The organism is Psychrobacter sp. CX18, assembly GCF_057396215.1.
In genome coordinates this window covers 145,001-169,464 of sequence record NZ_JBXYJH010000011.1, presented here as the reverse complement: position 1 = coordinate 169,464, position 24,464 = coordinate 145,001, and the positions used below count along the sequence as shown (strand labels likewise).

Here is a 24,464-nt window from a genome sequence, read left to right as displayed (position 1 = left end):
CTTAATGCGTGGTTTTTAATTTATATTAGGTTAAACGGTTAGCAGTCCAGCTTTATAGTCACCGTCATTTTTGTAATAGCGGATATCATACGATTTAGCATTGATTGTTGATTCAAAGACGCCGTGTGATTTCTTTTCAGTTAACAGATAAGCGGCTTCGTCGATATCATTCGCTTCGGTAATGTTAAACATCGCATGGGCGACGCCGTCTGTGACAAGAGGCATCATTGGTATACGTGCGACCTCAATTTGCCAATCATTGATTTGACTGACGATATCGATAACATCAACTGAGCCGTTTTTGATTTGCAGATGTATGACGTAGTCTTTATTCGGATCTAATTCGACAGGATAGTCCAGTGTTAAAATCGTATTTTCTTGTAGTTCGATTTCTCCGCTGCATAAGATCGGCACCGTACTGTCCACTATAGCTACTCTATCCATGCGAGTCACTAAATCACCCTCACCGTAGACCGTGACTTCGATGCCTTTTCGATTGTATTTGAGCTTATTCCACGCGCGGTGTGCTAAAAAGTGGGCTTGCTCTTTATTGATAACCCCTTTACTTTCGACTGTCTTGTAGTTTGTGGCCACGTCATTGGGCAGCTTAATAACGGCTTCAGCGTAGTTGTTATCGGGGTCGCGCCACTTAAATTCTAAACCATCATAATTGTCTTGGATGCCAAACATCTCTGTCACTGACATACTTTCGGGCTTGATGTTTCGGTGATTAAATAACACGATGCTATTTGGCGTGGGTTTTTCAAATGTAAAGTAGTGTTGGCCATTCTCACGACGGGCAGTACAAAATACAGCCTCGGCGACGGTAAAGATCATCTCTTGATAACTCGCGTATTTATCATCAAACGTATAGTTAAATTCAGCGGCTTTAGATGTGCCAAAGTGCCCTATAATTGCGTCGCTGACCTGATAGAGAGAGTCGTCATCAACTTCGGTTTGATCCATGCGGCCTATACTTGTGTCCAATGCCATGGCTCTCGCGATATCCGCAAAATTGCTAGTGGCTTTAAATCCGTCGCGGGTTTCGAGCTTGCGATGTGTTTTAAGATTTAATTCGCTGGCGTTAGTACCGGACCCAATTGCCATCCGCTGTAGTCTAATGATTGTCTCATCCGCGTAGACTGTCTTTGTTGTCTCATACCAGCTATACGCTGACTCAAATATAACGTCATCGATTAAATTTGCACTGTTGCCGTTGTCATTTGCCCGCTTTACTCTAAATCTAAATTGACCTGGTGTTGGCAGGGACTGTTTGATAGTCAGCCCGATCGGGTTACGATTGTTAGCAACGCCTTGCATGACGTCACCGATAATAGAGATATCACCGACCGGCTCACCCTCCTCAATCATTTGATATTCAACTTGTATCGCTACTTGTAGTCCGTCATCGCCTTCGTAAATCCCGTTTGAGGCCACAAAATTAAGTAAAAATCCAGTGGTCAGCTTGCTGCCCGCGTAATACCAGCCGATATAATTGTCTTTAGACCCTGCAAATGTTGCATGACTATTATAAAAAGCGGTAGTTTGCGTCGGTGTTAAGTTAGATACTAAATCCCAGTCAGGATTGATAGATGCTGGATTGACTAATGACAATGTCGTCTCATCGACACTGGCCACGGTATAAGTGCCGTCTAAATTAATAATTTTTGTTTTATCAGTGAGTACTGCCGATATTTGAGAGTTATAGTCTTTTTCAAGGCGGGTAAAGTTTATGTTTACTGACCCTGGATCATGGAGAGTTAACATATATCCATCTGATACGGACTCAAAGTTTGCTATTAAATAGTTGCCCGCTAGATCGATTGTGTCTGCTTTGGCGACCACGTCATACTGAGAGTCACTGTTGTCAGAATTGGTGATACTTATCTGAGTCTGCGTTGTGTCTGTTATTAATAATGCTGATATATAGATGCGGTCTCTGATACTTAGATCTGTAATTGTTTGATCTGTTATAAGATGTATTTGACCTGACTGCTTTACTATGACGTTTGACGTTATCGCCGTGTCAGAGTCGTCAGTAATTGAGGCGCCGCGTATGACCACTTTTTCACCGCTGCTTAGAATCTTAGTAAAGTTTGCGCGCTTAGATTTAATTCGCTGGATGAAATTATCTACACCAAAAATGTTATCAGTTTTATCGCCTTGGTATTCCTCTACCGTAAATCCGTCGCTATTTAGAGTTAGCCGAGTATATCTAACATAGTCACTATTAGGCGCTATGAGAGTTTGACGACCGTCAATAGAGTTGACTTGCTTGGTGACTAATGGCTTTTGCTCAAATGGGACGCCGATTTTAATTTGCGGACTGTCACTAAGTAGTGACTGACCGGGCGCATAAATACTAATTGATGCGCCTTCTATGGTCTTAATCGGTGTCTCACCCTCACAAATCGTGTCCTCGTTAATTTCAAAGTGGCCTATGCCGATGTCAAGCAGACACTCCTCAACCTGTATATTGTCTTGATAATGACGGTAAAAAGGAGATATTAAATCAGGTATCGACTTGTCTTTACCGTACATATGCGGTATCGCTTGACCATATCTTTGTTTATTGCGTCGATCAGATAACGAGTTATTAGGACTGCCGCTGACCTCATCGACTGATGTGTCGATATTTGACATCATCGAGTAAGTATAGACTGCGGTACCGACTGCTAATACGGTTGCGACAATCATAGTTGTGACAGGATCACCAGCATGACAAAGCACTTGATAGTTGCCTTCAGCGGCTTTTAACCCCAAAGCTTGCTCACGGGTCTTTGGCGTGATGTCATTTTGTACACAGATTACATCTTTATAGAGACGGGCCTGTGGAAACTGCTCGCGTATCTGCATCCATTCGGCAAGCAAACAGTCATACTCTCGTACATCAAAGTCACTGGCATCAAGCTCATTTTTAAAAATCTTTAACATGATAAAACCTTACATTTTTATAAAGTCGATTGATGCTGCGTAGAGTCTCAAAGCGGGGTCCGTTATCTGCAAGATGCAAGACTCGATTGTCATAATACAGTCCAACGTGATGTTTGTTATCGAGTGATCTCATTAATATAATAGATCCTTGGTCCGGTCGTCCGACTAATGTTGCTTGCTCAAAGTTTACTTTTGATGGATTGATAGGTCCCTTTAACGAGCCTTTAAGTCCGATAAAACAGTAACTAAAGTCATAATCAAATAGATGTTTGCCAGCATCGACAACAAAATGCACACAATGATAGTGGTCAACATCAAAGCGTTTTTTTAACAATGGGTCGATGCTAATCATAAAAATGCAATCATATCGGGATGAGTTATGTGATTGTATGTGCGTAGACATGCGACACTGTTTTTCCCCGGTGTTTTGGCTTCAAAGGTGGTCGCTTGATGATCTCTATTCATTTGCTCAACATAGAGCCCTTTGGTGATGTCAATTGGCGTAAGTTTGGCAAACGTCATCGATGCGGCGTCAAATGCATAGCGGCGGTACGTGACTTGCGGTAATTCGTCACTTTCAGAGACGCGGATTTGTTTTATTAGCGGCGGGATAATCTCACCCAAGTCGCCCAATGTGACGTTGATAGACTGGTCCAAGTCATCTGATGTAGCGCCAAAATCTAATAACAATGGTGCAAAATCAAATCTAACCGTTTCATCCGTCTCCAGTTGTGCGTCTACACCGCCGTCATAATTGGTCACGATGCGGACTGGAGCTGCCCATGTGCTATGGCTTACTTCGAGTGTTTCAAGCGGTACAATGCTGGGAGAGCAGTCGAGATGGATGTCTTTAATGTCGTTAATAGTAATATTACTTGTAGATGGCATGATTATCTCCCAGTGCCTCCGGTAATTCTTTGTTGACGAGCTGCTCTAGTAGGTTTGCCCAGACATAGGGGTCGCCTAGCTCCCATGCATCTATAATCGTTTGGTCAAATTCGTGGCCGGTAAGATTTGGCTTAAGGCGTAGCTCAAAGCTCACCTGATAGACTTTGCCGCTACGCTCACCGATGGACATTGATCCAGCTATAAACTGACATACATAGGTTTGGACAGGGACCTCATCGACAATGAGGCGCCACAAAAAGGGGCGAGGGTGTTTTTGGTGACTGCGCCAAAATGCCCAGAAGTATTCTTGTTTTTGCGGCGTGTTAAGGAGTACTGACGGCTCTACAGTATGTACGCCGTTAATAAATGCGACCCGCTGACGAGCAAATCCCCCGCTTAGTGCTTGCTCTAATATGTTGTTAGACGGGTTTGGCGTGTAGCCGCGCTGTAACGGACATAGTGCAAAACTGTTCATCGGCGCGGTCTCGCTGTGGTGTGTCGCTGGATTTGTTTAGATTCGAGCGAATTCGATTTGCTTAAATTTTTAAATGAGTTTTTGATCATGCGGTCGACCATCTGCACCGTGACTTGTCCGTTATCTTGAGAGACTTTTGCGTAAGATTGAGGGCTCTCAATAATAGTAATATTGCTAGCGTTGTTAGGTTTGTCTTGTTTTGATAAAAAGCTTGTCAATGCCTTGTTCTGCTTGGGCTGTATAACACCTTCACCTTCTTTTAGTAAATAAGTCGCTGTCTCAGGTACATAATCTAAACCACCATGGGCAATCCCTGACACAGCAGGCGTTGACATGCCTTTTAGACTTGCGGCTCTAGCGACCTGCATAGCTGACGCTGCGGCAGCCATTGGACCAGCGATATAAGGCCCAACCACAGGTATAGCGGATACAGCGTTAAAGGTATTGGAAAAAGTCTCTTGTATATTCATGACTGCTTTTTGCACTGCAAAAGCTTTTTCAAGTGCAAATGCCGCACGATGCAAGCGCGAATTTTCACCAAAAAAGGCAGATGCAGCGCTTGTCATGTCGCTAAAAGCCGATGCCTGAACCTGTGATCTCATAGCTGACTGTTGTTTATCTAACTCTAAGCGTTTGGCGCCATATTCGGCTTCGATTGAGTATATTTTCTGCTCATGTTCGAGTTTAGCGGCTTCAAGTAGTTTAAAGCGCTCAGCTTCTGGTAATACATATTCGCCTAAGTCGCCAGTTTTGTTAATCTCAGACTTACGCTGTCTATACTGACTACTTGCGCTGTTATAAGCTTGATTTTTATCTTCAGCGAGGCGCCATTGCTCATACTCTTCGGGTCGCATGGTCGATTGCATCGTGCGATCTATTGAGGACTGCAAAGAGGTGCTCATATTGCTTTGCATCGACTCGCGCAAGTCTTGCATATATTTTTGCTGTTCGCGTAGCTTAGCGCCGTTTGACCATTGCAATTTTTTGAGTGACTCTTGGTATTGAGCCTCTTCTAAATCCAGCGCTAGTTGCCGAGTCGGATCATCTTTGACAAACTGGGTTTTAATTTGCTCTATACGCTGCTCATGTTGATATTGCAAGGTCTCTTCTTCGGACCAATAATTTTTCATGACCGCTTGAGAGCGTGCGGCTATTTCTTCATCAAATTTTGCTTGGGCTTGCGCTCTATATTTTTTGGCTTCATTCGAGCTTTCGCCGTAAGCCTCATTGATTTCTGCGATTTCTTTTTGTAAATCTAATTCAAGTTTTTTACGCTCGTCTGAGTACTTGTATGCAATAGAGAGTTGTTTTCTTTGTTGCTCTTCAAGTCTGCGCTGCTCTTCTTTTGCAGCTTTCTGATCATCACTTAGTTGTTTAGCTAGTTCATTAGCTAGCCCTTTGTTACCAAGCTTTGCATTTAGTTGATTGTAGTAAGTGTCTCTGTTTCTATGTCCTCTTTTATAGTTAGGGTCATCATAGCGCCATGCAATATAATTACGACCAGTTATAGCCGCGCCTTTTTGATAATCAATATCTGGATTAGCTAAAAAATTATTTTTGGTGGATTTAAAGCGCGGGTTTGTCATTATTTCGTCAACAACAAACATAGCCATTGCATCTAGAGACTCTTGAGACCTAACAATTTGATTGCCTTTAACTAATCCCTGTTGTGATAAACGTTTAATTAACTCCCTTCCACGGGATCCCTGCCACGATATCATTCCTGCATTAATGGCCCCGTTATGCGGGTCTTTATGATATCCAAACAGGTTTTTGTCCAAGAATGATCCTTCACGACCAACTTCAGCAGTCATGATACGAGCTTGTTTGTCGCTCATACCCGCTTTGATGAAAGCAGAGTATACTTGCTCCATTCGGCTTATTTCTTTAGTTTGGTTTTTTAACGCTTTGGCCGCTTTGTCTGCAGATTTAGCCTGCGCATCTGCTTGCTTAGTGCTGACGCTAAGGCCGGTCCCCGCTTGCATACCCGCTTTGTTTAAATCATACAAAGCAGCAGACAGACCATCGGTCTCAGTGGGTAAGTCACCCCACATGCCTTGTACACTATTAACAGCTGAGCCAAATGTTCCTAAAATATCTGATACTGATGTTCTAGCCAAAGTTTGAGCGCGTGACATGCCATTATTCAGAGCGTCAATTTTTGCTAATATTCCATCTGCTTCCCAAAATGCCCTGCCTGTTTGTCCCAAGTTATAAAATTGGTCGTACACTGCGCTAAACGCTTTGACTAAAGCGCTAACGCCAGCAGCCAATCCTACAATGATGGTCCCTGTTGCTTTCGCAGCATAGCCGACGCCTTTGATGACGCCCCCAAATTGGTTACCTTTTTGACTACCACCCAAAAAATGATCTAATAAATTGTTTAAGACAGGCATCATTTGGGTGGCTAGTTGCTGTTTAAGACCGTCATATCTAATATGTAATGCTTGGGTTTGCGCCGCGAGTTGCTGAGATTGCTCAATCGCTTCTTTAGATTTGATGACGCCCGCGTCTTCAAGCGCTTCGCCGTACTTATCGAGTAGTACGCCGCCATTTTCAAACAGCGGCATTAAGTTGCCAAGGTCACCCGCTAGGCTTTCAAAGACAAAGCGTTGTTGTTGTGATGTCGCACCCAACTCGTCGAGCTTGTCTTTCATAAGCTGAATAGCTTCTACGCCTTCTTTGCCTTCAATGGTTTTACCCAGTTCGCGTATCGCTTGCTCTGACAAATTTGTATTTGATTTTAGGATTTCAAAAAAATCAGATGCACCACCGGCCTCACTTGATGTAAATTCGCCCAGTTTTTCTTGCACATCAGCAAGCATTTGTCCTAACTGCTCTTGTGATACGCCGAGCTGTTGGGCCGCAGAGCTTAAAACTTGGAAATTATATAGACTGGTGTTTGACCTGTTTGCTAATATAGCTAGCTGAGTATCTGCTTGTGCTGTGTTAAACGCTAATCGTGTCAATGCGCCCGCAGCTAATAATGTACCGCCGACTAGCGCACCGCCAAGGGCTGCTCCAGCTATCAGACCGCCGCCACGTACCAAACTTAACTTATCAGATAACGTACTTAATGCACCGCCAACTTCGCTACCGCCCAACTCCATGACTTGTTCTTTAAACGTCCGGACAGACTTGCGCATATTGTCTGTCTTTTGCTTAGTCTCACGTTCGGCTTTAGTCATACCATCTGTAAATTCTGACAGTTTGACCGCCAGATCCAGTGTTAATCTGCCGAGTGAAGTGGTAGCCATGGGTTTTCCTTTTATTTTAGGCATTAAAAAACCCCAATCATTAGTGATTAGGGCTCTTTGTTTAAAAGATGTTTTCTTAATTTTTTTATTGGTGCTAAATAATGATTAACTTTACTCAATAAAAAACCCACCGATTGGTGGGTTTTTACAAGTAAGGCAGGTGGGCGGGAAATTAAAATTCAATACAGTCTTTAAATTTATCGTTTAAAGAGCTGATGTTGTCAACGGTTACTTTGCCGCCCCCACCAAAGTGCGTGGCTGGTTTGCGTAGTTTCACGTTTTCAATGGCTTGATTTCCTTCAATATAACCAAACATGAGATTGTAGTATTTGAGTTTAATTTCTTCAGGTTTGTTAACTACCTTTAATTCATATTTAATAAGATTATCGTTGCCCCAACCGCTTTTGTCTATTTTGATATTTCCCATAGCTACGACAGCAGTGTCGGTCTCAACTTTTACAATCCCATCACCATCATTGTCTACTACCTCAGCTAAACACAATTTGATATCATCAATAGACTTTGGTTTATCAACACCAATTGAATACTTCAAGGTTTCAAGGCTGGTTATTCTATTAGCTTCTGATGTTGTTGCATTCTCCGGGAATTCGTAAGCAGCAGTAGCGCTAGCGCTTATAAGACCACCAAGTAAAACTATAAATATCTTTTTCATAACAGCCCGCCATAGTTGGTAAAAACTCAACTATAACTGATAAGAAACGTTCAAGCAATATTACTCATCCATTAGCTGTTCTTCAAAAGATATGACAATATCGTCCTCATGTGGCATGAACTCAATAGGGTGTAGCATCTCATGCTCTTTGCGTCCAGCATTAAAATATGAAGCCATAGCACTCCCTGTTGCTTGCTCGACCCGTCGCCCAATATTTAGGCTGCCACGACGTTGCCGATAGGCGGCCCATTTCATAATTTCGGGGCGACTAAGATTTCTTGTTACTTCAACCAGGCTATTACCCCCAATACCATTCAAAGCCAACTCGTATATTACTTCGAGTTCGCCTGCGATATATCCTGGCTCATCTTCGTCAGTTCCAATTGCTTTTTTATATTTTCAGCACCCCACACCTCATCGAAAATAGCAGCAGCCATACCTTGTACGAAATTGTTCTCAACTTCTTCTTGGGTGAACTGGGGTTTGCCTTCATCGTCAACCAATGCTTTGCTAATCCATTCGGCGACAACGTCTTCTTGATTATTCCACCGCTTCAATAGATCTTCAGTGGTTTTGAAAGGCAGGGTTTGCACACGGATATCTACGCTCATTTGCTCACCGTTATGCACAAACTCTACTGTTTTTTCGTGGACTTCGCCTACCATCGAGCCTTTTTTTACGTCAGCTAGGCTGATTTTTTTGATTTTTGGAGTAGATTTGGCTTTAGCGGTTGTTTTGGCTGATGTCTTAGTTTTGGCTGCCATCTAGATATCCTTAAAAATTAAAAGCCCAGCTATAGTAAATAGTGGGCTTGATGTTGGTATTGGGGTTTTGGGTTAAGGTTAAGCGATAGTTCGGTAGTTTGTATAGACTTTGGTCTGTCGCTTCATGCTGATAGTGTGATTAACTAAAGAGTCAGCATCAAACTTCGGGGGGCTTGCTTTTAGCGTCGCAGTAAATGCAGACCAGGTACGAGTTTCGGACATTTCGACGGTGCCAGTAGTACTGTCTAGAGTCGGGGTTACTTTAGTGTTATCTGACCATCCTATATACACTTCAACCGTTTCGCGGTCTTCCGCTATCGCTAATAACGTCATGTGAGATTGGTTTTCAGGATCAGTATCGATGGTCAGTGACCCTTCGCCGGGTTTATTGAGACCGTATTCCGAGCTTGAGTCCTCGTCCTCTAAGCAAGTACTGTCTATCTCGGTAGGGCTGTCGTCACCGAGATCGATGCCTTTAATGCAATCCATTCGGGTTAGGGTTGGATTGTCATCTGGTCCATGTTTAATCCATGCTTTTGTGCCTTGGGTCCAGACGCCTTTTTTTACTTTAGCCATGATAATATTCCTTGATTGACTGGTTAGTTGATTGGTTGATTGATGGTGGTTAAAAGCGGTCGTGGTGCCAGTTTGCGTCAAACCCACGGCCATAGAGTTTGGTTTTTGGGTCAGTTATATTGATAGAGGGGTTTAATATAAACGAGTGATGCTCTAACGCAGATCGGCATAAGTCACGTAATTGATAAGCTTGCTTAGTGTAAGCCGCGTATATCATAAGTTGATACTGTATGGTGTCGATATTTGCTGGCTCATCGAGATGATTTAGAGCTTGTCCAGTCAGCGTTTGCCAGATGATATAAGGTGGTTTTGTGCCATGCGGTGCAATATCTTCAAAGAGTTTTTGCTCTACATCTATGACTTTTGCTAGATCAACATCAGCTTTTAAAGTGGCGTAGACTGGTATGACGCTCATCTTTGACCCAATCTATTTAAGTTAATAGTCCCATCTTTATCCATCTTTCCGGATAAAGTTACCGTGACCTCATCGCGACCTGATGGTGTTGATTTAATATTCGTTTCAATTTGATTACCTACAACCTCTCCATCAACTTTAAGTACATAAGCAGTCTTGCCGCTTGGATTTGTAATCCTTTCCGCAGTTACATTCATTTATTTAACTCTTTTATTATTTCGTCGCTAAATGATGTGACAAATTGCGACTGTACGTTTGATGTATTGTTGTAAAGGGCGATACGCAAAAAAGGTTGAGCGGGCATATAAGCGGTACCAAGCTCCAAATACCGCCAGTAAAAGGTATCGCCGCCCGGATTGCTTTTATCACCGTCTGTTTTATAAATTTTACCAGCACGTCCCTCGCGGACATTGCGCTTAGTTGCAACATATTGACGCGCGCCACCTTTGACGCCAACCCGCATGAGTACAAGCCCAGTTCCGCGAGTTCGTGAGGACTTTGTCGCTATATTTTTCCAAATGCGTTCGGGAGATTCTGAGTCATCGATCGCCTTTGCGTTACTGACGGCCGCTTTTTTGACGATGTTCATCGATTTGCGTGCGGAGCGGGTCGCTGCGTTTTTTGCTTTGCGAGGATTTCCAAGGCGACGGATATTATTTTGTACTTTTTCTAAGCCTTGGATTTCATCTCTCATGACTTAATCCTCAAGGTGCTCTATACCGCCAGACAAGTTAAAAGTGCAATAAATATTCCCGGTCACATTATCATCTAGCGCTTGAGAGTCCAGAGCGTAAATGCGGTTTTTCCAGATGACGCGCATCGTAGTGTCAATATCAGTGCGATATCGTATCTTTAAGCGTGCCGTGACTTCGGACATATCTGCTTGCGACGCAATTAAGTCTCGTGATGATACAGGAGTAACTTTAGCCCATAGTCTGACGTAATCAGACCAATCTGATGCAATGTCGTGTCCGTCTGCATCACGCGCATTGTCTGATTTTTTTTGGATTAACACTCTATTTCGTAATTCACCGGCTTTCATTATGAGTCCATATCTAAATATTGCGGTGCGCTGTCAGTGGCATCTTGATCAGCAAGCATCTCATTGTTGATCTCAATAATTTCAATAAGATATTGTTCGCGGGCTTCCGCTTGCGTGATTAGCTCGTTATTTTGCTTTATCATCTCTGTCATGAGCGCGGTCTGGCTTTGCATCATTGCTAGCAAGGTTTTGCAGCAACAATGACATTCGTCGTTTTGCTTCGGTTGCATATTGTTTGATTCGCTCACGTCGGGCCTCACAGTTTTGGCAGTGCATTTGATAATCCAGTTTAAATCGCCGTCGGCATTCGATATGGCCAAAGAAGCGAGCGGACAGGGTCGGGTAAATAGTTACCGTAGTTCACCGTTTCTTTGCTCGGCTCTCGGTTTAGATCGTAATAGCCAACCAGCATTAAGACAGCGACTTTGATATCTGATGTATCTGCATCCGTCACATCTTTAGTGATATAGTGTTTAACAGCAGATTCGGCGGCCCTGATGTAGTTAGATAAATTGATATCATTACTATCATCGTCATAGCGCAAATGATGTTTGACCTCATCAAGCGTGACCCAGTTACTCATCTGGCACCTCATCATCATTAGCGGCGGCGGGGGTAGTTTCAAACGGATCATCACTGGCATCACGTTTTGCCAATGCGGCTAAACTATAGTTTTGCTGTTGAATCATAGGGCTATCGCCACCTGGCACGGCTTTATAACCTAATTCGGCACGGGCTTCATTGGGTGATAATATGGACTTTTCGATTCCCTTTGCGAGGTATTCCATTTGGCTGGTGCCATCCATGCGGATCAGGCCCTTCAGATTAAATTCGGTTTCTACGCCTTTTTCTAAATCCAGATGCACATTTAAAAGATTTTCGATGCTCTCGAGATAATGTTGCACGCAGTCACTGTAATAAATCTCGTTTAGGTCGCTGACTTTAGTCGCAGCGGGCATTACACCCAGTCCTATCTTAAACGCGGGTACACTAAATGCAGTACAAACTACCTCACCAGATATTTTTAACTGCTCGACGAGCTGGGCATCATGCGCGCTGACAGAGATTGGTTTGTATTCCATGCCGTCACCAAGTACGGCGGTACCGCCAACTTGTAGGCCGCTGTAATTTTTGCGCCAGTTATCTTTAAGTTCTTTTGCTGTGGTTTCGCTGATTGCCCCTGGTGCTACTAATATGCCGCTGGGTCGACTCGCATTATTAAAAAAGTGACTGGCATTGCGTTGTATATTAACACCTTGGCTAGCTGATAAGGCGCAAGCAACTATTGGAGACAGCCCAACCAGCGGATGATAAAAACAATTAAAACGGTCGTGGATAATTTCGTCTGCTGGAAATACCATATCATCAGATAAGTTAAACAACTTATCTTTTTTAACTTGATAAAAGACTTCACCGCTTGGTGATACTAGCGGTTTGACTCGCTCGGCATTAAGTATATGTAGTTTCCAAATTTCGCCATATATGTTACGCACTTTCCAAACGTACGTATTGCCCTGCGTGGCTTTGCTGGTTGCCCATGCTTCTAAAAATTGTTGGGTGGTTTGATGTTGATTCGGATTGGACAATAGTTTATTAGCGACACTGTTATAAACTTGGCGGACGCCGTTTTTGTCTTTTTTAGTCTGCAACTTGAGCTTACCAATATCACGAGATATAAGAGACACGCACGCAAATACAGCATGATGCGATAGCTGATCGTTTTTACTAACAAGTGTATCTTCATTTCGTTGCCAACCGCCGGTCGTTGGCTCATGTATCATGGTCCACTGCCCGCCGTTTTGGATTGGCTGGGCGTTCGTCACGGATTTAGTGCCCAATAATTTATCAAACCAACCCATAATATCTACTCGCTATCGTCTGTGTCGTCGTTAGTCGTGGTTTTAGTACTGACTGCCTTTTTACTGCGTGTTTTATGCTCTTTAGCAAATCCGCGCTTTATTAATATATTTGCTTGTAAATCGGCGACTTCACGTATATCGCCCGTTTTGGCCTGAGGGGCGTCTTTTAAGTATTTGATTTGCATATTAAATCCTCTTAGGGTTTTTTATGGGTGAATACTGACAAGTGAGGGGCTTGCGAATACCCACCCATAAAAAACCCACCGCTAGGGTGGATTTTTGGTTATCTAAGGGCGTAGGAGTTTAGGCTTGAGTATATTGGATGTATGCTGCCGCAGATGGACGGCGTTTTGTCCAAGTAATATAGCGCTCGGCACGTACCGCAACCTTGTTTTCTTGGAATAAGTTGACCAGAGTATCACCGCCCATGTTGATGGTAGCCTGATCACTATAGGCGACCGAAACTTGCCCCTCATCTGCTAAGTAAAGCTCAGAGGGTTTGACTAAGGCAAGCACATTGCTTGCAGTCTCAGACTCGATAACTGGCAAACCGTTTAAGGTCTTTTGGTTAAGGCCTGCATCCATGCCGCGATAATACGGATTGCCAAGCGCATCACGTAATTCAGCCATATCGCTCGCGCGGGTTTCGCTCATAATATAATGAGCGCCGTTTAGCGATAGATTGATACTAATGAAGCCTTGGCGCAATTGCTTTAAATCGGCGTCATAGGCTTCGGATGTAACGCCAGATGAGGTGACCACAACCGCACCATTTAACACACCAGCAGGGCGGTTTGCAGTTTGCGGTTGATCATCCATAAATGTGGTATCAATCAGATTTTTAGACGCTTCAATTAAGTCATCTAAGAACATCTGATCCGCGCCAACTGATGTTAGTTTTAATAACTCGTCAGTACGCACGATGATACCGGCCAACTTGTGCAACCCAATTTCAATATCGTTAAATGTTGGATTGGTTGCCGGTTTTGCCTTTCCTTCACCGACCCAAGCGGCAGTCGAACCAGATGCCATACCAGGTATCTTAGTATTAAACGGTGCAGCGCGCATTTTACTAGCTAGTTTATCGACAATCGTTTGAGCACGTAGCAATTCGATAAATTCACCAGCGATAGTATTTTGTACGATAAGGGCGCTTGAGTTATCCGTATCTAATACCAATGCTTTGATAGCTTGGTCGCTCATACCCATAGATTTTGCAATCTCAATCGGCGCTCGGTAGTTACCCTGGTTAAGACCCAGCACGGCAAGTGCTTTTGCTTTGGTAAATTGAGCAAACGCGACGCCTTTAGGTACATTGGATTTAACAGTCACTGGCTCATTCGCCTTTTCAGGTTCAGGGTCACCCTCAGCACTGGCAGCGGCTTGCTCTGGGGTTTGACCGGCGGCTGGGGTCGCAGTTTTAGCGGCTTTTTCAGCAGAGGCAATCAAACCTTCTAACCGAGTTTTATTCGTTTTAAGCTTTGCGATATCGGCTTCAATCGCTTTGATCTGAGTTTCTTCTGTGTCGTTATTGGTTCGACCTTCAGTCGCCGATTTAGTCAAAATATCGCCCATAGCTTTTTCTTTTGTCGCAAGCGTGGCAAGTACCAATGCAAGTTGTTGTTTAAAGTTCATTAGATATCTCCGTTAATTAAATTTATGCTGCCCGCGTTGGGGTCAACTAAAACGACAAAATCGTTTTGGGGTTGTGACACAGACGCAGGCGCATCAGTGTCGGAGTTAGTTTGCTTTTCGTTTTCGATTTTGATGACGCTGTCTGTTTTGACTGCGTCTTTTAAAAGGGGCGCGTTTGGGGTGCTCGCGAAGGCATCTTTTATTTGCTTAACACTGGTAATCATTGCATCAGGATTAGCAGGGACGGTGACAGCGGATAACTCATACCACTCCCATTCTTTGATATGTAATCCGTAGCTGTCCTCAAGATAGTTATACTCAATCGGTCTAAAGCCAATAGATAAGCATTTTACCAAGCCTGATTTGAGCGACTGCCAAGCCTCGTCAAGACGATCTTTAAGCGTTCCATTTTCGTCAATTTTGACAAGCGTTGCCGTAATTAAAATGCCGTTGTCTGTAACCTCAGCTGCTGTCACTTCACCGATAGGCTGGTTGTGGCTATGTTGCCAGAGCAGTGGGATAGGTAAGGCAAATTTAGCACCTGACGGCTCCATGATATCGCTGTCACGGTCTTGGCTTGGTGTCGTCGCTATACCTGTGATCGTGCGTGTGTCGTCATCAAAGCTTTTGACTTTGAGGGTGCTATAAGCTTTTGTCATGATCATATCTCTATGGTTTAAATCTATTTGAGGTGAGTGCGAGCCGCAGAGAGGTACAGCCAACACCCACCTCAAATAAATCTTAGAAATAAAAAACCCACGGGGGTTAGGCGTGGGGGAGGTAAAAGGGTTTTTTAAATTCATTACTCAACTGATTTTTGACCACCTTCAACTAATTGTTTTCGTAAATCAATAATCATGTTTAATGTTTTTTTATTGTGTTTGCCGAGAGCATTTAACTGTTTACTTTTAGCATGTTTGAGTGGGTTATAATGCTCAATCTGTCGAGTACATTCAGCTTGACACTAAGCTATATCATCATCTGTTAATGCAATAATTTGTTTTGCAACTAATTCAACGCTCATATCATTTCCTAGTATCTTTTCTTTTTTGGTTAGGGCGGATTGTACTTATCTTTTAGGTGATGGCTTGGGTGGTGATGGTGGTAAAGCAATTGGTGTATAACCTGACGGTCTTTGTTTAGCCTTAGGTAGCTCTCGGTTGCAAAATTTACCTAATTTAAAACCTAGTATAAAAATAGTTGTTGATAAGACTAGAGCTAAAAAATGTGGCCCTAAAGTTATTATAATCATATTTTATCTACACAAAAAATACACTAGCGCCTGGTGGTTTAGGCGGTTCTGGATTGAGGCTCATTAGCGCAGTCGCATTGATCATACCGATGACTGGGTCAATCTTAGCAGTGCCAGACTCAGCTTTATCAATCATTGTGCCTGAGCCGCGAAATACGGTGCGTACATTGCTTACCGACCAATTCATCAATGATTGATTAGCATGAATTAGATCACGACGGGCGATTTTATTCTCACAAGTCTTGATGTGGCCCGCCATGCGAAAACCTTGGCTAATACCAACTATCTGATCGTCTGGTATGTCGACGGCGTCAAGCTCATCAATTAATGTGCCAATGCCAATTTGGTCCAACCCAATCTTATCTAGCTTATTAGAGAGGTAGACTTTTTCGCACAGTTTGGCAAGCTCATCTGTTTCATCACCAATGTTTTTAACGATGACTAAATCGCCTTCTTTCTCAAACTGTTCGTATAAAGGTATTAAGGACTTTCGACGCTCTAAAGCAATCGCATGGCACCAAGCTCGGCCCCAAACCCACCAGGGTTTTACCTGAATTGTGCGGCCAGACACTTTGTCATTGTATTCGCGGACGACATGCGGTAAGCGCCCAATGGCAGCAAAGCCTAATAAGTCATCTAACCCCCCGCCATCAACACCCAGCGTGATAACCTCGCTTGCATCAATCAACTCATCTAATCCAAACGGGGTAGGTGCTTTGGCGGCTGGCCAAAAGTCAATGGCTGCCCAACGGTTGGCCCTTAGTGAGATGCCAATTTGTACGTTTAAATGCTTGGCTGTAAAATCTTGTAGCTCCGCTTTACCTGCATCGGTCGCTTTTTTAAACTCTCGTTCTAAAAACTGTTCGCTGACTGAAGCGCCGAGGTTGGGATTAGTAATGTACCAATACTTTTTCTGTAAATATAATTCGTCATCAATAAATTTTTGTGGAAACTCGTATATCAAACTTAAAAACTGAGGGTCATCAATCTTGCCATCACGCACCGCGCGGGCATAGTCTAGCTTGAGCTTCATAATGCCTGCTGGCTGCTCGTTTGATTGAGTCGTCAGATAGATGACAAAGCCCTCAGGTCTTGATGCTAAACCACCTGTTGCTTCACGTAACATCGATGCTGCGTTTGGACGTTTGCCAAATAGCCATAGTTCATCAATCAATACACCGACAAATTTACTACCGCCTAGCGTGTCCGACTCCGCCGCATAGACTTTTAAAGTTGCGTTAGTGCCGAGATGCGTAATAGTCCGAGTGTGATCAGACGTATTAAACATCGCTGACAGCTCAGGGTCAGCTGCAATCATGTCAGATGCGGGCTGATAACTGTTGTTCGCCACTTCTTTTGTCGGTGCGATGATGGCAAATTCAGCACTATAGCGCTCATTTAGCACCAATGCCGTCATCATAATGCCTGCAGCCAGCGTTGATTTAGAGTTCTTTTTGCTAATAAGCATAAAAAATTCTGTTATCAATCGCTGCCGGCGCTCTGGGCAGTAAGCACCAAAGATAGATGCGACAAAATCACGGGCCCAGTCACGAGTGACATCACCCATTTTCGGTTGGTCGAGCACGTCAACCAAGATTAAGCTATCAAATACTTTAAGCGCTGCATCCGCGACTTGTTGATTAAGCGGAGGGCAGGGCATGAGTGACTCACCTTTGACTATGCGCCGATCCCAGTCAGGTACGGCAGTGGTCCAGGTGTCAATCATAATAGTTTGGTTCAGAGCCTCTATTGTATGTTGTCAGACTCAAGCATTGAGGGCTGATTTGATAATGTTGCGAATTTACCAGTTGAGGTTCGGTTTTTTGCGTCTAATACAGAGCCTTCTTTTTTGCCGATTGCCGCGGGTTTGGGTTCCTCGTATTGAATTGCGACAGTTGCGCAGTTCATACGAGCTTTTAACGGCTGACGCGGATTTTTATAGATCGTCTGAAAGAAGTGTAGAGCATTGACTATTTCAACCACTTCGTCGGGTTCGCCATCTAAGCTATCACCAGATTCAATCAATTCGATGGCACGCAATTCGATGATGCGGTTTTGAACATCATCATTAAGTCTTAGGTTGCGTAGTTGACGTTCAGCGTTGGCTTTGTTTTTTGCTTTATATCCAGCATTAGCCATGGCTGTGAGTTCATCAATACCGCTAGCTACGGCTTGGGCAAATGCCTCGTGACGTTTTGATAGCGACATAATGTTACCCTAGTGTTACTAAATTACAATTGGAAATTTGGAAAAAATAAAAAGTTATAGCAGTTTTTTTTACACATAAGGGGGGGCGTGGTGTCCGGTGCGATTCGGTTTCAAAATGTCCGATATCCCCCCACCTATTTTCTGAAAATTATAGTCCGTACTTTGCGGCTTCCGACTCTTTGTGGGTTTTTGGTTTGTGGCAAGGTGTGCAGATTGTAGCGAGATTGTCTAGCTCATCGGTACCGCCTTGAGACTTGGGTATGATGTGATCACATTCAAGTTCGGCGGGCATTAGTACTCGTCCGCAGGTTTGGCAAGTATATTTATCACGCTTAAAAACCTGATCGCGTAGTCTGCGCCAAGGTCTGCCACCGCGGCCGTCACCCCAACGTTGCTTGGGTTGGTGGGTTTGTCCGCCAATTGTTTTGGTTGGTGCTGGGGTTAGTCGTGGCTTGAGTGTTTTAAGTGCCATAACTAAACCTTTAGATAAAAATAAGCCCAGCATCGGGGGCGAGGCTGGGCTTAACTGGTGTCCATCTATGCGATGGTAAGTGTGTTGAGTAATGATTGGGCTCAATCTGCGAGCATGGGAAAATCATACCCTGCCGTGTCCGATTAATCAATGGGGTTTCGTGAGCCTTTTAAGTTATCTTGCACGTCACGCCATACTGTGTGTGACTTAGAGCGTATATCATTTATTATAAATTCGACGCTATCACTTAGCTTATTGTCATGCCATGTCGAGTTAGAGATGCCAGCGACCGTCGAGCGCTGGCGACCAGTCCAACTATAGTTTGATTTATTAATAACGGGATGGGTCATCTCACTCAATGCTGTGTCAATGACTCGGCTTACATACTTATGTGATACACGATCATCTGATAATAGAGTGTCTAAGTAATACTCGTGTAGTTGCTCGCGGTAAAAAGGATGGCAGCCATCTTCAACATAGTGATAGCACGCTGATTCGATTGGTGTTACACCAGCGAATGCCTCGGCTGCTGCTTTCATATGAGCTTTATTCATAGCTTTATCCTTTTGTTTACCTTAATTTATAGTGAGGGACAGGGTTTAGTCAAATAAATCAAACCCTGTCACAAACCCTGTCCCTCTGTAACCTTTAATATTACTGGCTTTTAATAGTGTAGGGACAGGGTTCCATAGATGACAGGGTTATATCTACGCACGGGAATAAAAAAATATTTACTGATTAATGAAAATTAAATAAAAATATTATTATCCCGCGCGCACACGTAAAAAAACCCTGTAACTATGTCACAAGGTCATCTATCCGTTTAGTGGTGTAGGTTTGAGAGGGACAGGGTTTGTTTTTAACCCTGTCCCTAACTATGGAACCCTGTCCCTAGGACGGGTGGTTTGCAGTAATAAACTCTCTATTTATAGCTATCTTGAAGTCTTGAACCTGTTTACCCAACCAGTCTTGCTGAGTATTAAACTTGCCGTGAGGGTATGACTTTGGAGGATTGACCACTACTAACATTCCTTTTGGCGGCGTTAAGGACCCTGGGCAAGTATATTTAAATCTATCTTTTATTTCACGGCGTCCGATGTAGGTCATTATTTTAGTTTGACTGACAGAGCGCTCACCTTGGCGTTTGCACCATTCGCGATATACAAAATATAAATCATCAGAGAGACATGTACAATACGGTACTCCGACCTCATTAGCAACCCAGTCATCATAGAAGATCTCCCAATTTGGCTGACTCAATCTAATTAATTTAGATTTACTTTTGGTCATGAGCGCCGGTGTATGTGCTTCTTGGCCATTAGTGTTTGTTTTTAATAGATAGGTATAAAACGCACGTATCATAGTGTCATCAGGGTCTTTGAGCGCTGCGGATATATCTTTTAATAGGGTCGGGGGAATTTTTGAAGTGGGGTAGCAGACCACGTGACGTCTGTCGTTTTGCTCGAGCGACAAGGGCATCATATTATTAGATAAAAATATGGCATTGACAAAGTTGTCTTGCTGCCAACCAGACATAAACTTTTTGCTGATGTAAATAGTATTGCCCGTGATGAGCTGCTTAACCATGCCCATTTGACTATACCTATCAGAGCCACTAAATATCTCCTCAAACAGCGCGTAAAGCTTGTTAGATACCCAATCATTGTATTGTGACTCTAGCTGTCCTTGTCCTAGCGTCACTGCATAGTCGCCGTAGATGCGAGTCATAATGCGGTCAAAAAATAGAGACTTACCAGCGCCTTGAATTTCGCCATGGAATATCAATGCCGTGTCCATTTTGGTCCCAGGTGACTGCAAGGGTATTGCTAACCAGTTAATCACCCACTGTGCTGTATTGTGGTCGTTTTCGCATAGATGTATAAGTAGTTTAATAATGGGAGTTGATATCTTAGTGGCTTCGTCCAAGTCAACATCAAGAGGTTTAACTGGCAGTCCATCAAATGTATTGATAGCGATATCTTTGTCGTGCTTGGGCTGCTTAGTGCGTGTCGGGTCAAACCATATGTTGTCAGCTTTAACAGTCTTGCGATACGGTGACTTAAGCCACGTCTCGTAGTCGTTGGGCCGAGCGAGTTTGATAGTATCGACGGGCAACCGAGTGCGCTCGACGTCATCCCAAACCTCTTTTGTACCGTAGATTAAAAAGTAACGATCTATCATGTCTTTAGCGTCAACAGCTAAAAGCTCGGCCCTATCTTTTGAGACTTCCGCTTTACTTATCGTTGGGTGCGCTGCCATCCACCAACGCTCGGCAAGCTTCTTATTGCCGATGTGGTGGGCAAATTGGGTCTTGGTATACTCCATCTTTTGATGCAGATCGTAGACTTTGTTAGTGACTTTGCCCGGCTCAGTAATTTGAGCATATCGCTTGAGCATATCGTGTAATTTAAAGTCGTCACTGGGCACAGGTGGCTTAGTGGCGTCTGCTTGCGGTGTATCCGCTTTAACATCATCATTAGCGGCGCTTGGCTCGATGATGTTTGGATTATCAATCGCATGTTTGATTTGTTTTGCGACAACGTCCAATCCTGCTGCTTGCGCGAGATCGTTAAAATCTGATAGGTGCTGGGTTTGACTCACGCTACCACCTCACTGGTTAATTGTATGCCAGTAATAGCTTGCACGACATTTTGAAGCTCATGAACATATAGGACAAGACTCGTATAATCATCTAGCGTATAGTGACTATAAAAAGCCCATTGCGGATGATTATAAGCTGACACAGCGCAGACAATCTGTTTATGCGTATAGTAATCGCCATTAAAATTAAAACCTAATGCCTCAAGCCATCCCGCTGTCAACTTTATGGGCTTAACACTGTCTGTTTTTTTTAAGGGTTTAGCTTTACAGTTAGAGCCAATTTTATAAGCGGCAGGCACATAACCCACTGCAAATTTTAAAGTACACGCATTATCATTGACTGATACAATATTGCCGTCAGCTAATAATATATGTTTAACGGTCAGGCTCCTCGGATTATGTTTACTCACGCTACCACCTCACTATAATCAACAACCGCACTAAAATCAGGAGAAACAACCTCACCGCCGATAAGTCCGGCGGCTTGTCGTGACTTATATAGCCCGTCGTTATATTCAACAAGCGGTTTAGGCTCTTTACCCTTATCAATATCTCGGTCACGTCGCTTAATAGCAGCCGCTGTGTCGTCATCTGCACAAATAATAATGCGATGCTTGGGATATTGAGCACGTATACTTTTAGCAACGTGAGACAAGTTACCAGCGTTAAAGGCGACAACCACAGGTATAGAGTGGGCGACAGCTTCGAATAATGTCGCACCTGTCGCGTAACCCTCACAAATTAATATGATATTTTGGATGCTAAATAGGGTGTCAGGTCCAATCGGAAAATAAGCGCCGCTTATCATAGCGTCTTTTTGAAAGAGTTTAGTGCCGTCGGGTTTGATCGTTTGGATATTAACCAAAGTGGCTTGTTTTGAATCAGTATCATAGCTATGATAAATAGGTATTAATAAATTGTTATTATTGTCTTTTTTAATGCCTATTGCGCTTACTTTTTTGCGCACTAAGTAGGGATGATCACACGATGCCGGTTCGGAGGCTTCCCATTTAATAAGAGCTTGGCGCTCTGCTTCAAATTGCAATATTAGTTTCTTTTCGCGTTCAGCAGCTTCTCTTTGCACCTGATCAGCCCGCCACTTGGCACGCTGGGCGTCTGATACTTGTTGAGTGCCGTCGATGCCCAATGCCGATGCTATGAGCTGATTTGTCTCATAAACATCGCTATTAGTATAGTTTTTAACGAGTGTAAAGCCGTTACCCGCTCCGCATTGGTTACAGATCCAAGTGCCTTCGCCGCGCTTATCATCACAGCGAAATCTATCGGTACCGCCACACAAAGGGCAGGGTTGATGTGAGTTTGCAGGCAGTCGTAGCATAATGCCGACGCTTGGAAATATAGTGCTGACGTAGTTGCCAGTCGCGGCGTTTTTGATAACATCAAAGTCAAGAGGTGGTCTATTAGACATTGGTACCTCCTATCTGATGCTCTGACGGCACGTAATTAGCCTTTAAAAACTCCGCATCTAATATAGCGACAAACCCGTTCATCGATTTGGCTTTTAACATGTCGCCATTGACAAAACAAATCTCTAATTCGTCACTGGGCAACCCGATTGGGTTTTTGCTAAGCCATGTTTGACCCACTTTGATTTTGGGAAATAGGATTAACTCACCTTTTTGATTAATCATTGTTAACCTCCCTCTGCTCAACTTGATCGTCTATAAAACGCTGAATAATAGCTACAGCTACGGCTTTTGCCTTTTGATCTTTATCTTCGTTGCCTTGCATGAATGACCAAGAGCCGCCGTATTCAACAACTTCTTGAGCCATATCATTAATTGCTTGGTCAGAAATTTTAATTGTCGCCATTGCTAGACTCCCTTTTTGTTTGGTAAGCCCAATAAGGCATTGTTATTTATTTGCTCTATGTGATCATCTTGACCAAAAAAATCATAAAACTGTAGAGCTATTTTTGCCATGCTTAGCATTAGGTTGTGGAAAAATATGCATAATTCAGGCGTGTAATCCACGACGTTTACATTGTCACTATCTATATTGCGTGCGAGTTTCAAGTTAACCCATTTATTTATTAGCTCTATATGTTCATCCATAAGTTCGGCATGATGGGTGGGGTTTTCGTAAATCACTTGATTTATGCCTGAAAATGTCCTTGTTACTTCAACTAAAACTTGAGCGCCGGCAGAGAGAGAGTAGCTAGTACAGGATTGTCTATCAATACTTTGCATGGACTTTTTATGCCATTCGAACCCGTATTTAAGGGCGTTTGGATGTACATTGTTTTTTGGGTCAACAGCAACAGGGATATTTGCAGATGCTGTATAGGCAATAACGAGTCTTTTACTAATTTTTGGTCTTGTTATCGCTCTATGCAGATATTCCAAATCTTTTATGAGATTTTCAAGGTTGTGATTGGCTAAGCTCTGATAGTCATTCCTGCCGATTTTAGTAGCGTAAGACTGATTTTCAAAACTTGCACAGTCTATAAATTCTTCAAGATGTTTAGGAGTCCTGCAATAAAACAAACCTTTGCTGTTTACATTAATCTGTACATCAACGTAGTCTTTATCGTTTGGACTAAATTCTTCTGGCCGTAATATTATTTTTTTAACTTTTGGCATCATCACTCTCCATCGTCGCTTCAGCGCCGTCTAATATGCTTTTGACTTGAGCAATCAACGCCAAGCCCACTTTTTGTAATGCGGTAAACTCATGTGCTGTAATCTTTTTGTCTGCATACGCGTCTAGCACAGTCGCTGTCATATCAGCAAACTTATGACTTAGTGCACCAATGTCAGTCATTACTTCATCACCCACGGCGGCATCAGGTAATAGAAACCATCCTGCGCTACCATGGGCGCAGCATATAGCGTCGAGTATGCGCGAGTCTTTAGTATGCTCAAGCACTAGCTCGATAGTATGGGGATCAAGCGTGTGACAGGCGCGGTTTGGATTAACTTGTAGCGCTAGTGTGTTGTAGTTAATACCGTATATATCTGCGATTTGACCCAATGCGCCGCGCTTTGCTTTGCAAGCGTGGTAAACGGCTTGCTCAAGCGATAATGTACAGCGCTCGGCTCGTTGCGATGATGTAAATAAGGTATGCGACATATTGCCCCCGTTATTGTCGTTCAATTTTTTATTGTTTAAGTGTTACGCTGTTTGTGGGTCGTTAGATTCGTCGTTGGCGGCAGGAGCGGGGTATAGATCGGGTCGCAACTCATGTAGTGGTACGCCAGTTGCTTGATGTATTTTCAAAACATACTTAGCAGATGCTTTTTGATCACGATTGAGCATAACGCCGACTTGAGTAGTCCGCTTGCAATTAATTAATTTAGCAAGCTCTGTTTGACCGCCCGCTTTGTTAATAGCTTTTCTCAACGCAGTTAGTTGGGTCGCTTTTATTTTGTTTTTGTGTGACATGACACTCT

Annotated in this window: 31 protein-coding genes; all 31 read right to left on the bottom strand. The window is 43.4% G+C overall.

All coding sequences use genetic code 11. The features are described 5' to 3' along the window. Positions 1 to 30 precede the first annotated feature (30 nt). Positions 31 to 2,934 carry a host specificity factor TipJ family phage tail protein gene (locus AC2SLT_RS09955; RefSeq protein ID WP_486547501.1) on the bottom strand — a complete coding sequence of 968 codons (2,904 nt, stop codon included), beginning with the start codon at positions 2,932 to 2,934 and terminating at the stop codon, positions 31 to 33. After that, positions 2,918 to 3,286, bottom strand: coding sequence for a hypothetical protein (locus AC2SLT_RS09950; protein WP_486547500.1), 369 nt, complete (start codon positions 3,284 to 3,286; stop codon positions 2,918 to 2,920). The genes AC2SLT_RS09955 and AC2SLT_RS09950 overlap by 17 nt, the downstream gene beginning before the upstream one ends. Then, positions 3,283 to 3,822 carry a DUF1833 family protein gene (locus AC2SLT_RS09945; protein WP_486547499.1) on the bottom strand — a complete coding sequence of 180 codons (540 nt, stop codon included), beginning with the start codon at positions 3,820 to 3,822 and terminating at the stop codon, positions 3,283 to 3,285. The genes AC2SLT_RS09950 and AC2SLT_RS09945 overlap by 4 nt, the downstream gene beginning before the upstream one ends. Then, a complete protein-coding gene (locus AC2SLT_RS09940; RefSeq protein ID WP_486547498.1) occupies positions 3,806 to 4,297 on the bottom strand; it encodes a hypothetical protein in 492 nt (163 codons plus the stop codon). Before AC2SLT_RS09940 ends, AC2SLT_RS09945 begins: the two co-directional genes overlap by 17 nt. Beyond that, positions 4,294 to 7,554: a phage tail tape measure protein gene (locus AC2SLT_RS09935; RefSeq protein ID WP_486547497.1), complete on the bottom strand. Its 3,261-nt coding sequence runs from the start codon at positions 7,552 to 7,554 to the stop codon at positions 4,294 to 4,296. Before AC2SLT_RS09935 ends, AC2SLT_RS09940 begins: the two co-directional genes overlap by 4 nt. Before the next feature lie 172 nt (positions 7,555 to 7,726). Next, the gene (locus AC2SLT_RS09930; RefSeq protein ID WP_486547496.1) at positions 7,727 to 8,227 is read right to left on the bottom strand and encodes a hypothetical protein; all 501 of its coding nucleotides are present in this window, start codon (positions 8,225 to 8,227) and stop codon (positions 7,727 to 7,729) included. A gap of 60 nt (positions 8,228 to 8,287) precedes the next feature. Further along, on the bottom strand, positions 8,288 to 8,482 hold the full coding sequence (locus tag AC2SLT_RS09925; RefSeq protein ID WP_486547495.1) for a hypothetical protein: 195 nt from the start codon (positions 8,480 to 8,482) through the stop codon (positions 8,288 to 8,290). A 77-nt stretch (positions 8,483 to 8,559) separates the two neighbouring features. Continuing rightward, the gene (locus AC2SLT_RS09920) at positions 8,560 to 8,991 is read right to left on the bottom strand and encodes a phage tail assembly chaperone family protein, TAC (RefSeq protein WP_486547494.1); all 432 of its coding nucleotides are present in this window, start codon (positions 8,989 to 8,991) and stop codon (positions 8,560 to 8,562) included. Between the two features lie 78 nt (positions 8,992 to 9,069). Next, positions 9,070 to 9,567, bottom strand: a complete 498-nt coding sequence (locus AC2SLT_RS09915) for a phage tail tube protein (RefSeq protein ID WP_486547493.1) — start codon at positions 9,565 to 9,567, stop codon at positions 9,070 to 9,072. A gap of 49 nt (positions 9,568 to 9,616) precedes the next feature. Then, positions 9,617 to 9,982, bottom strand: a complete 366-nt coding sequence (locus AC2SLT_RS09910; protein WP_486547492.1) for a DUF3168 domain-containing protein — start codon at positions 9,980 to 9,982, stop codon at positions 9,617 to 9,619. After that, positions 9,979 to 10,179, bottom strand: a complete 201-nt coding sequence (locus AC2SLT_RS09905; RefSeq protein ID WP_486547491.1) for a hypothetical protein — start codon at positions 10,177 to 10,179, stop codon at positions 9,979 to 9,981. The genes AC2SLT_RS09910 and AC2SLT_RS09905 overlap by 4 nt, the downstream gene beginning before the upstream one ends. Next, a complete protein-coding gene (locus tag AC2SLT_RS09900; protein WP_486547490.1) occupies positions 10,176 to 10,676 on the bottom strand; it encodes an HK97-gp10 family putative phage morphogenesis protein in 501 nt (166 codons plus the stop codon). The genes AC2SLT_RS09905 and AC2SLT_RS09900 overlap by 4 nt, the downstream gene beginning before the upstream one ends. Before the next feature lie 3 nt (positions 10,677 to 10,679). After that, a complete protein-coding gene (locus AC2SLT_RS09895; protein WP_486547489.1) occupies positions 10,680 to 11,024 on the bottom strand; it encodes a phage head closure protein in 345 nt (114 codons plus the stop codon). Next, the gene (locus AC2SLT_RS09890) at positions 11,024 to 11,272 is read right to left on the bottom strand and encodes a hypothetical protein (protein WP_486547488.1); all 249 of its coding nucleotides are present in this window, start codon (positions 11,270 to 11,272) and stop codon (positions 11,024 to 11,026) included. Before AC2SLT_RS09890 ends, AC2SLT_RS09895 begins: the two co-directional genes overlap by 1 nt. 41 nt (positions 11,273 to 11,313) lie before the next feature. Beyond that, positions 11,314 to 11,607, bottom strand: coding sequence for a head-tail connector protein (locus AC2SLT_RS09885; RefSeq protein WP_486547487.1), 294 nt, complete (start codon positions 11,605 to 11,607; stop codon positions 11,314 to 11,316). Continuing rightward, positions 11,600 to 12,883, bottom strand: a complete 1,284-nt coding sequence (locus AC2SLT_RS09880; RefSeq protein WP_486547486.1) for a phage portal protein — start codon at positions 12,881 to 12,883, stop codon at positions 11,600 to 11,602. Before AC2SLT_RS09880 ends, AC2SLT_RS09885 begins: the two co-directional genes overlap by 8 nt. A 5-nt stretch (positions 12,884 to 12,888) precedes the next feature. Continuing rightward, positions 12,889 to 13,068 (bottom strand): hypothetical protein, encoded by a 180-nt coding sequence (locus AC2SLT_RS09875; protein ID WP_486547485.1) that lies wholly within the window; start codon positions 13,066 to 13,068, stop codon positions 12,889 to 12,891. A 118-nt stretch (positions 13,069 to 13,186) separates the two neighbouring features. Continuing rightward, positions 13,187 to 14,518 (bottom strand): phage major capsid protein, encoded by a 1,332-nt coding sequence (locus tag AC2SLT_RS09870; protein ID WP_486547484.1) that lies wholly within the window; start codon positions 14,516 to 14,518, stop codon positions 13,187 to 13,189. Beyond that, positions 14,518 to 15,177 (bottom strand): HK97 family phage prohead protease, encoded by a 660-nt coding sequence (locus AC2SLT_RS09865; RefSeq protein WP_486547483.1) that lies wholly within the window; start codon positions 15,175 to 15,177, stop codon positions 14,518 to 14,520. Before AC2SLT_RS09865 ends, AC2SLT_RS09870 begins: the two co-directional genes overlap by 1 nt. Before the next feature lie 600 nt (positions 15,178 to 15,777). Beyond that, on the bottom strand, positions 15,778 to 17,496 hold the full coding sequence (locus AC2SLT_RS09860) for a terminase large subunit (RefSeq protein ID WP_486547482.1): 1,719 nt from the start codon (positions 17,494 to 17,496) through the stop codon (positions 15,778 to 15,780). A gap of 20 nt (positions 17,497 to 17,516) precedes the next feature. Next, the gene (locus tag AC2SLT_RS09855) at positions 17,517 to 17,978 is read right to left on the bottom strand and encodes a hypothetical protein (protein WP_486547481.1); all 462 of its coding nucleotides are present in this window, start codon (positions 17,976 to 17,978) and stop codon (positions 17,517 to 17,519) included. Positions 17,979 to 18,126: 148 nt separating this feature from the next. Continuing rightward, complete coding sequence (locus AC2SLT_RS09850) at positions 18,127 to 18,450, bottom strand: HNH endonuclease (RefSeq protein ID WP_486547480.1); 324 nt, start codon at positions 18,448 to 18,450, stop codon at positions 18,127 to 18,129. 143 nt (positions 18,451 to 18,593) lie between these two features. Further along, entirely contained in the window at positions 18,594 to 19,004 is a 411-nt protein-coding gene (locus AC2SLT_RS09845; RefSeq protein WP_486547479.1) for a hypothetical protein, read from the bottom strand. Positions 19,005 to 19,341: 337 nt separating this feature from the next. Then, positions 19,342 to 21,051 carry a DUF5906 domain-containing protein gene (locus AC2SLT_RS09840; RefSeq protein ID WP_486547478.1) on the bottom strand — a complete coding sequence of 570 codons (1,710 nt, stop codon included), beginning with the start codon at positions 21,049 to 21,051 and terminating at the stop codon, positions 19,342 to 19,344. Continuing rightward, the gene (locus tag AC2SLT_RS09835) at positions 21,048 to 21,461 is read right to left on the bottom strand and encodes a hypothetical protein (RefSeq protein WP_486547477.1); all 414 of its coding nucleotides are present in this window, start codon (positions 21,459 to 21,461) and stop codon (positions 21,048 to 21,050) included. Before AC2SLT_RS09835 ends, AC2SLT_RS09840 begins: the two co-directional genes overlap by 4 nt. Beyond that, a complete protein-coding gene (locus AC2SLT_RS09830; protein ID WP_486547476.1) occupies positions 21,458 to 22,480 on the bottom strand; it encodes a primase-helicase zinc-binding domain-containing protein in 1,023 nt (340 codons plus the stop codon). The genes AC2SLT_RS09835 and AC2SLT_RS09830 overlap by 4 nt, the downstream gene beginning before the upstream one ends. Next, on the bottom strand, positions 22,473 to 22,703 hold the full coding sequence (locus AC2SLT_RS09825) for a hypothetical protein (protein WP_486547475.1): 231 nt from the start codon (positions 22,701 to 22,703) through the stop codon (positions 22,473 to 22,475). The genes AC2SLT_RS09830 and AC2SLT_RS09825 overlap by 8 nt, the downstream gene beginning before the upstream one ends. After that, positions 22,696 to 22,884, bottom strand: a complete 189-nt coding sequence (locus AC2SLT_RS09820) for a hypothetical protein (RefSeq protein ID WP_486547474.1) — start codon at positions 22,882 to 22,884, stop codon at positions 22,696 to 22,698. Before AC2SLT_RS09820 ends, AC2SLT_RS09825 begins: the two co-directional genes overlap by 8 nt. 2 nt (positions 22,885 to 22,886) lie before the next feature. Next, positions 22,887 to 23,657, bottom strand: a complete 771-nt coding sequence (locus AC2SLT_RS09815) for a hypothetical protein (RefSeq protein ID WP_486547473.1) — start codon at positions 23,655 to 23,657, stop codon at positions 22,887 to 22,889. Continuing rightward, a complete protein-coding gene (locus AC2SLT_RS09810; protein ID WP_486547472.1) occupies positions 23,641 to 24,144 on the bottom strand; it encodes a phage regulatory CII family protein in 504 nt (167 codons plus the stop codon). Before AC2SLT_RS09810 ends, AC2SLT_RS09815 begins: the two co-directional genes overlap by 17 nt. Positions 24,145 to 24,186: 42 nt before the next feature. Next, positions 24,187 to 24,456 carry a YdaS family helix-turn-helix protein gene (locus AC2SLT_RS09805; RefSeq protein ID WP_486547471.1) on the bottom strand — a complete coding sequence of 90 codons (270 nt, stop codon included), beginning with the start codon at positions 24,454 to 24,456 and terminating at the stop codon, positions 24,187 to 24,189. Positions 24,457 to 24,464 lie beyond the last annotated feature (8 nt).

Bases quoted from the DNA above. Each gene is read 5' to 3' on its own strand.
- AC2SLT_RS09955 (WP_486547501.1), bottom strand. From the start codon at position 2,934: ATGTTAAAGATTTTTAAAAATGAGCTTGATGCCAGTGACTTTGATGTA.
- AC2SLT_RS09950 (WP_486547500.1), bottom strand. From the start codon at position 3,286: ATGATTAGCATCGACCCATTGTTAAAAAAACGCTTTGATGTTGACCAC.
- AC2SLT_RS09945 (WP_486547499.1), bottom strand. From the start codon at position 3,822: ATGCCATCTACAAGTAATATTACTATTAACGACATTAAAGACATCCAT.
- AC2SLT_RS09940 (WP_486547498.1), bottom strand. From the start codon at position 4,297: ATGAACAGTTTTGCACTATGTCCGTTACAGCGCGGCTACACGCCAAAC.
- AC2SLT_RS09935 (WP_486547497.1), bottom strand. From the start codon at position 7,554: ATGGCTACCACTTCACTCGGCAGATTAACACTGGATCTGGCGGTCAAA.
- AC2SLT_RS09930 (WP_486547496.1), bottom strand. From the start codon at position 8,227: ATGAAAAAGATATTTATAGTTTTACTTGGTGGTCTTATAAGCGCTAGC.
- AC2SLT_RS09925 (WP_486547495.1), bottom strand. From the start codon at position 8,482: ATGAAATGGGCCGCCTATCGGCAACGTCGTGGCAGCCTAAATATTGGG.
- AC2SLT_RS09920 (WP_486547494.1), bottom strand. From the start codon at position 8,991: ATGGCAGCCAAAACTAAGACATCAGCCAAAACAACCGCTAAAGCCAAA.
- AC2SLT_RS09915 (WP_486547493.1), bottom strand. From the start codon at position 9,567: ATGGCTAAAGTAAAAAAAGGCGTCTGGACCCAAGGCACAAAAGCATGG.
- AC2SLT_RS09910 (WP_486547492.1), bottom strand. From the start codon at position 9,982: ATGAGCGTCATACCAGTCTACGCCACTTTAAAAGCTGATGTTGATCTA.
- AC2SLT_RS09905 (WP_486547491.1), bottom strand. From the start codon at position 10,179: ATGAATGTAACTGCGGAAAGGATTACAAATCCAAGCGGCAAGACTGCT.
- AC2SLT_RS09900 (WP_486547490.1), bottom strand. From the start codon at position 10,676: ATGAGAGATGAAATCCAAGGCTTAGAAAAAGTACAAAATAATATCCGT.
- AC2SLT_RS09895 (WP_486547489.1), bottom strand. From the start codon at position 11,024: ATGAAAGCCGGTGAATTACGAAATAGAGTGTTAATCCAAAAAAAATCA.
- AC2SLT_RS09885 (WP_486547487.1), bottom strand. From the start codon at position 11,607: ATGAGTAACTGGGTCACGCTTGATGAGGTCAAACATCATTTGCGCTAT.
- AC2SLT_RS09880 (WP_486547486.1), bottom strand. From the start codon at position 12,883: ATGGGTTGGTTTGATAAATTATTGGGCACTAAATCCGTGACGAACGCC.
- AC2SLT_RS09875 (WP_486547485.1), bottom strand. From the start codon at position 13,068: ATGCAAATCAAATACTTAAAAGACGCCCCTCAGGCCAAAACGGGCGAT.
- AC2SLT_RS09870 (WP_486547484.1), bottom strand. From the start codon at position 14,518: ATGAACTTTAAACAACAACTTGCATTGGTACTTGCCACGCTTGCGACA.
- AC2SLT_RS09865 (WP_486547483.1), bottom strand. From the start codon at position 15,177: ATGACAAAAGCTTATAGCACCCTCAAAGTCAAAAGCTTTGATGACGAC.
- AC2SLT_RS09860 (WP_486547482.1), bottom strand. From the start codon at position 17,496: ATGATTGACACCTGGACCACTGCCGTACCTGACTGGGATCGGCGCATA.
- AC2SLT_RS09855 (WP_486547481.1), bottom strand. From the start codon at position 17,978: ATGTCGCTATCAAAACGTCACGAGGCATTTGCCCAAGCCGTAGCTAGC.
- AC2SLT_RS09850 (WP_486547480.1), bottom strand. From the start codon at position 18,450: ATGGCACTTAAAACACTCAAGCCACGACTAACCCCAGCACCAACCAAA.
- AC2SLT_RS09845 (WP_486547479.1), bottom strand. From the start codon at position 19,004: ATGAATAAAGCTCATATGAAAGCAGCAGCCGAGGCATTCGCTGGTGTA.
- AC2SLT_RS09830 (WP_486547476.1), bottom strand. From the start codon at position 22,480: ATGTCTAATAGACCACCTCTTGACTTTGATGTTATCAAAAACGCCGCG.
- AC2SLT_RS09825 (WP_486547475.1), bottom strand. From the start codon at position 22,703: ATGATTAATCAAAAAGGTGAGTTAATCCTATTTCCCAAAATCAAAGTG.
- AC2SLT_RS09820 (WP_486547474.1), bottom strand. From the start codon at position 22,884: ATGGCGACAATTAAAATTTCTGACCAAGCAATTAATGATATGGCTCAA.
- AC2SLT_RS09815 (WP_486547473.1), bottom strand. From the start codon at position 23,657: ATGATGCCAAAAGTTAAAAAAATAATATTACGGCCAGAAGAATTTAGT.
- AC2SLT_RS09810 (WP_486547472.1), bottom strand. From the start codon at position 24,144: ATGTCGCATACCTTATTTACATCATCGCAACGAGCCGAGCGCTGTACA.
- AC2SLT_RS09805 (WP_486547471.1), bottom strand. From the start codon at position 24,456: ATGTCACACAAAAACAAAATAAAAGCGACCCAACTAACTGCGTTGAGA.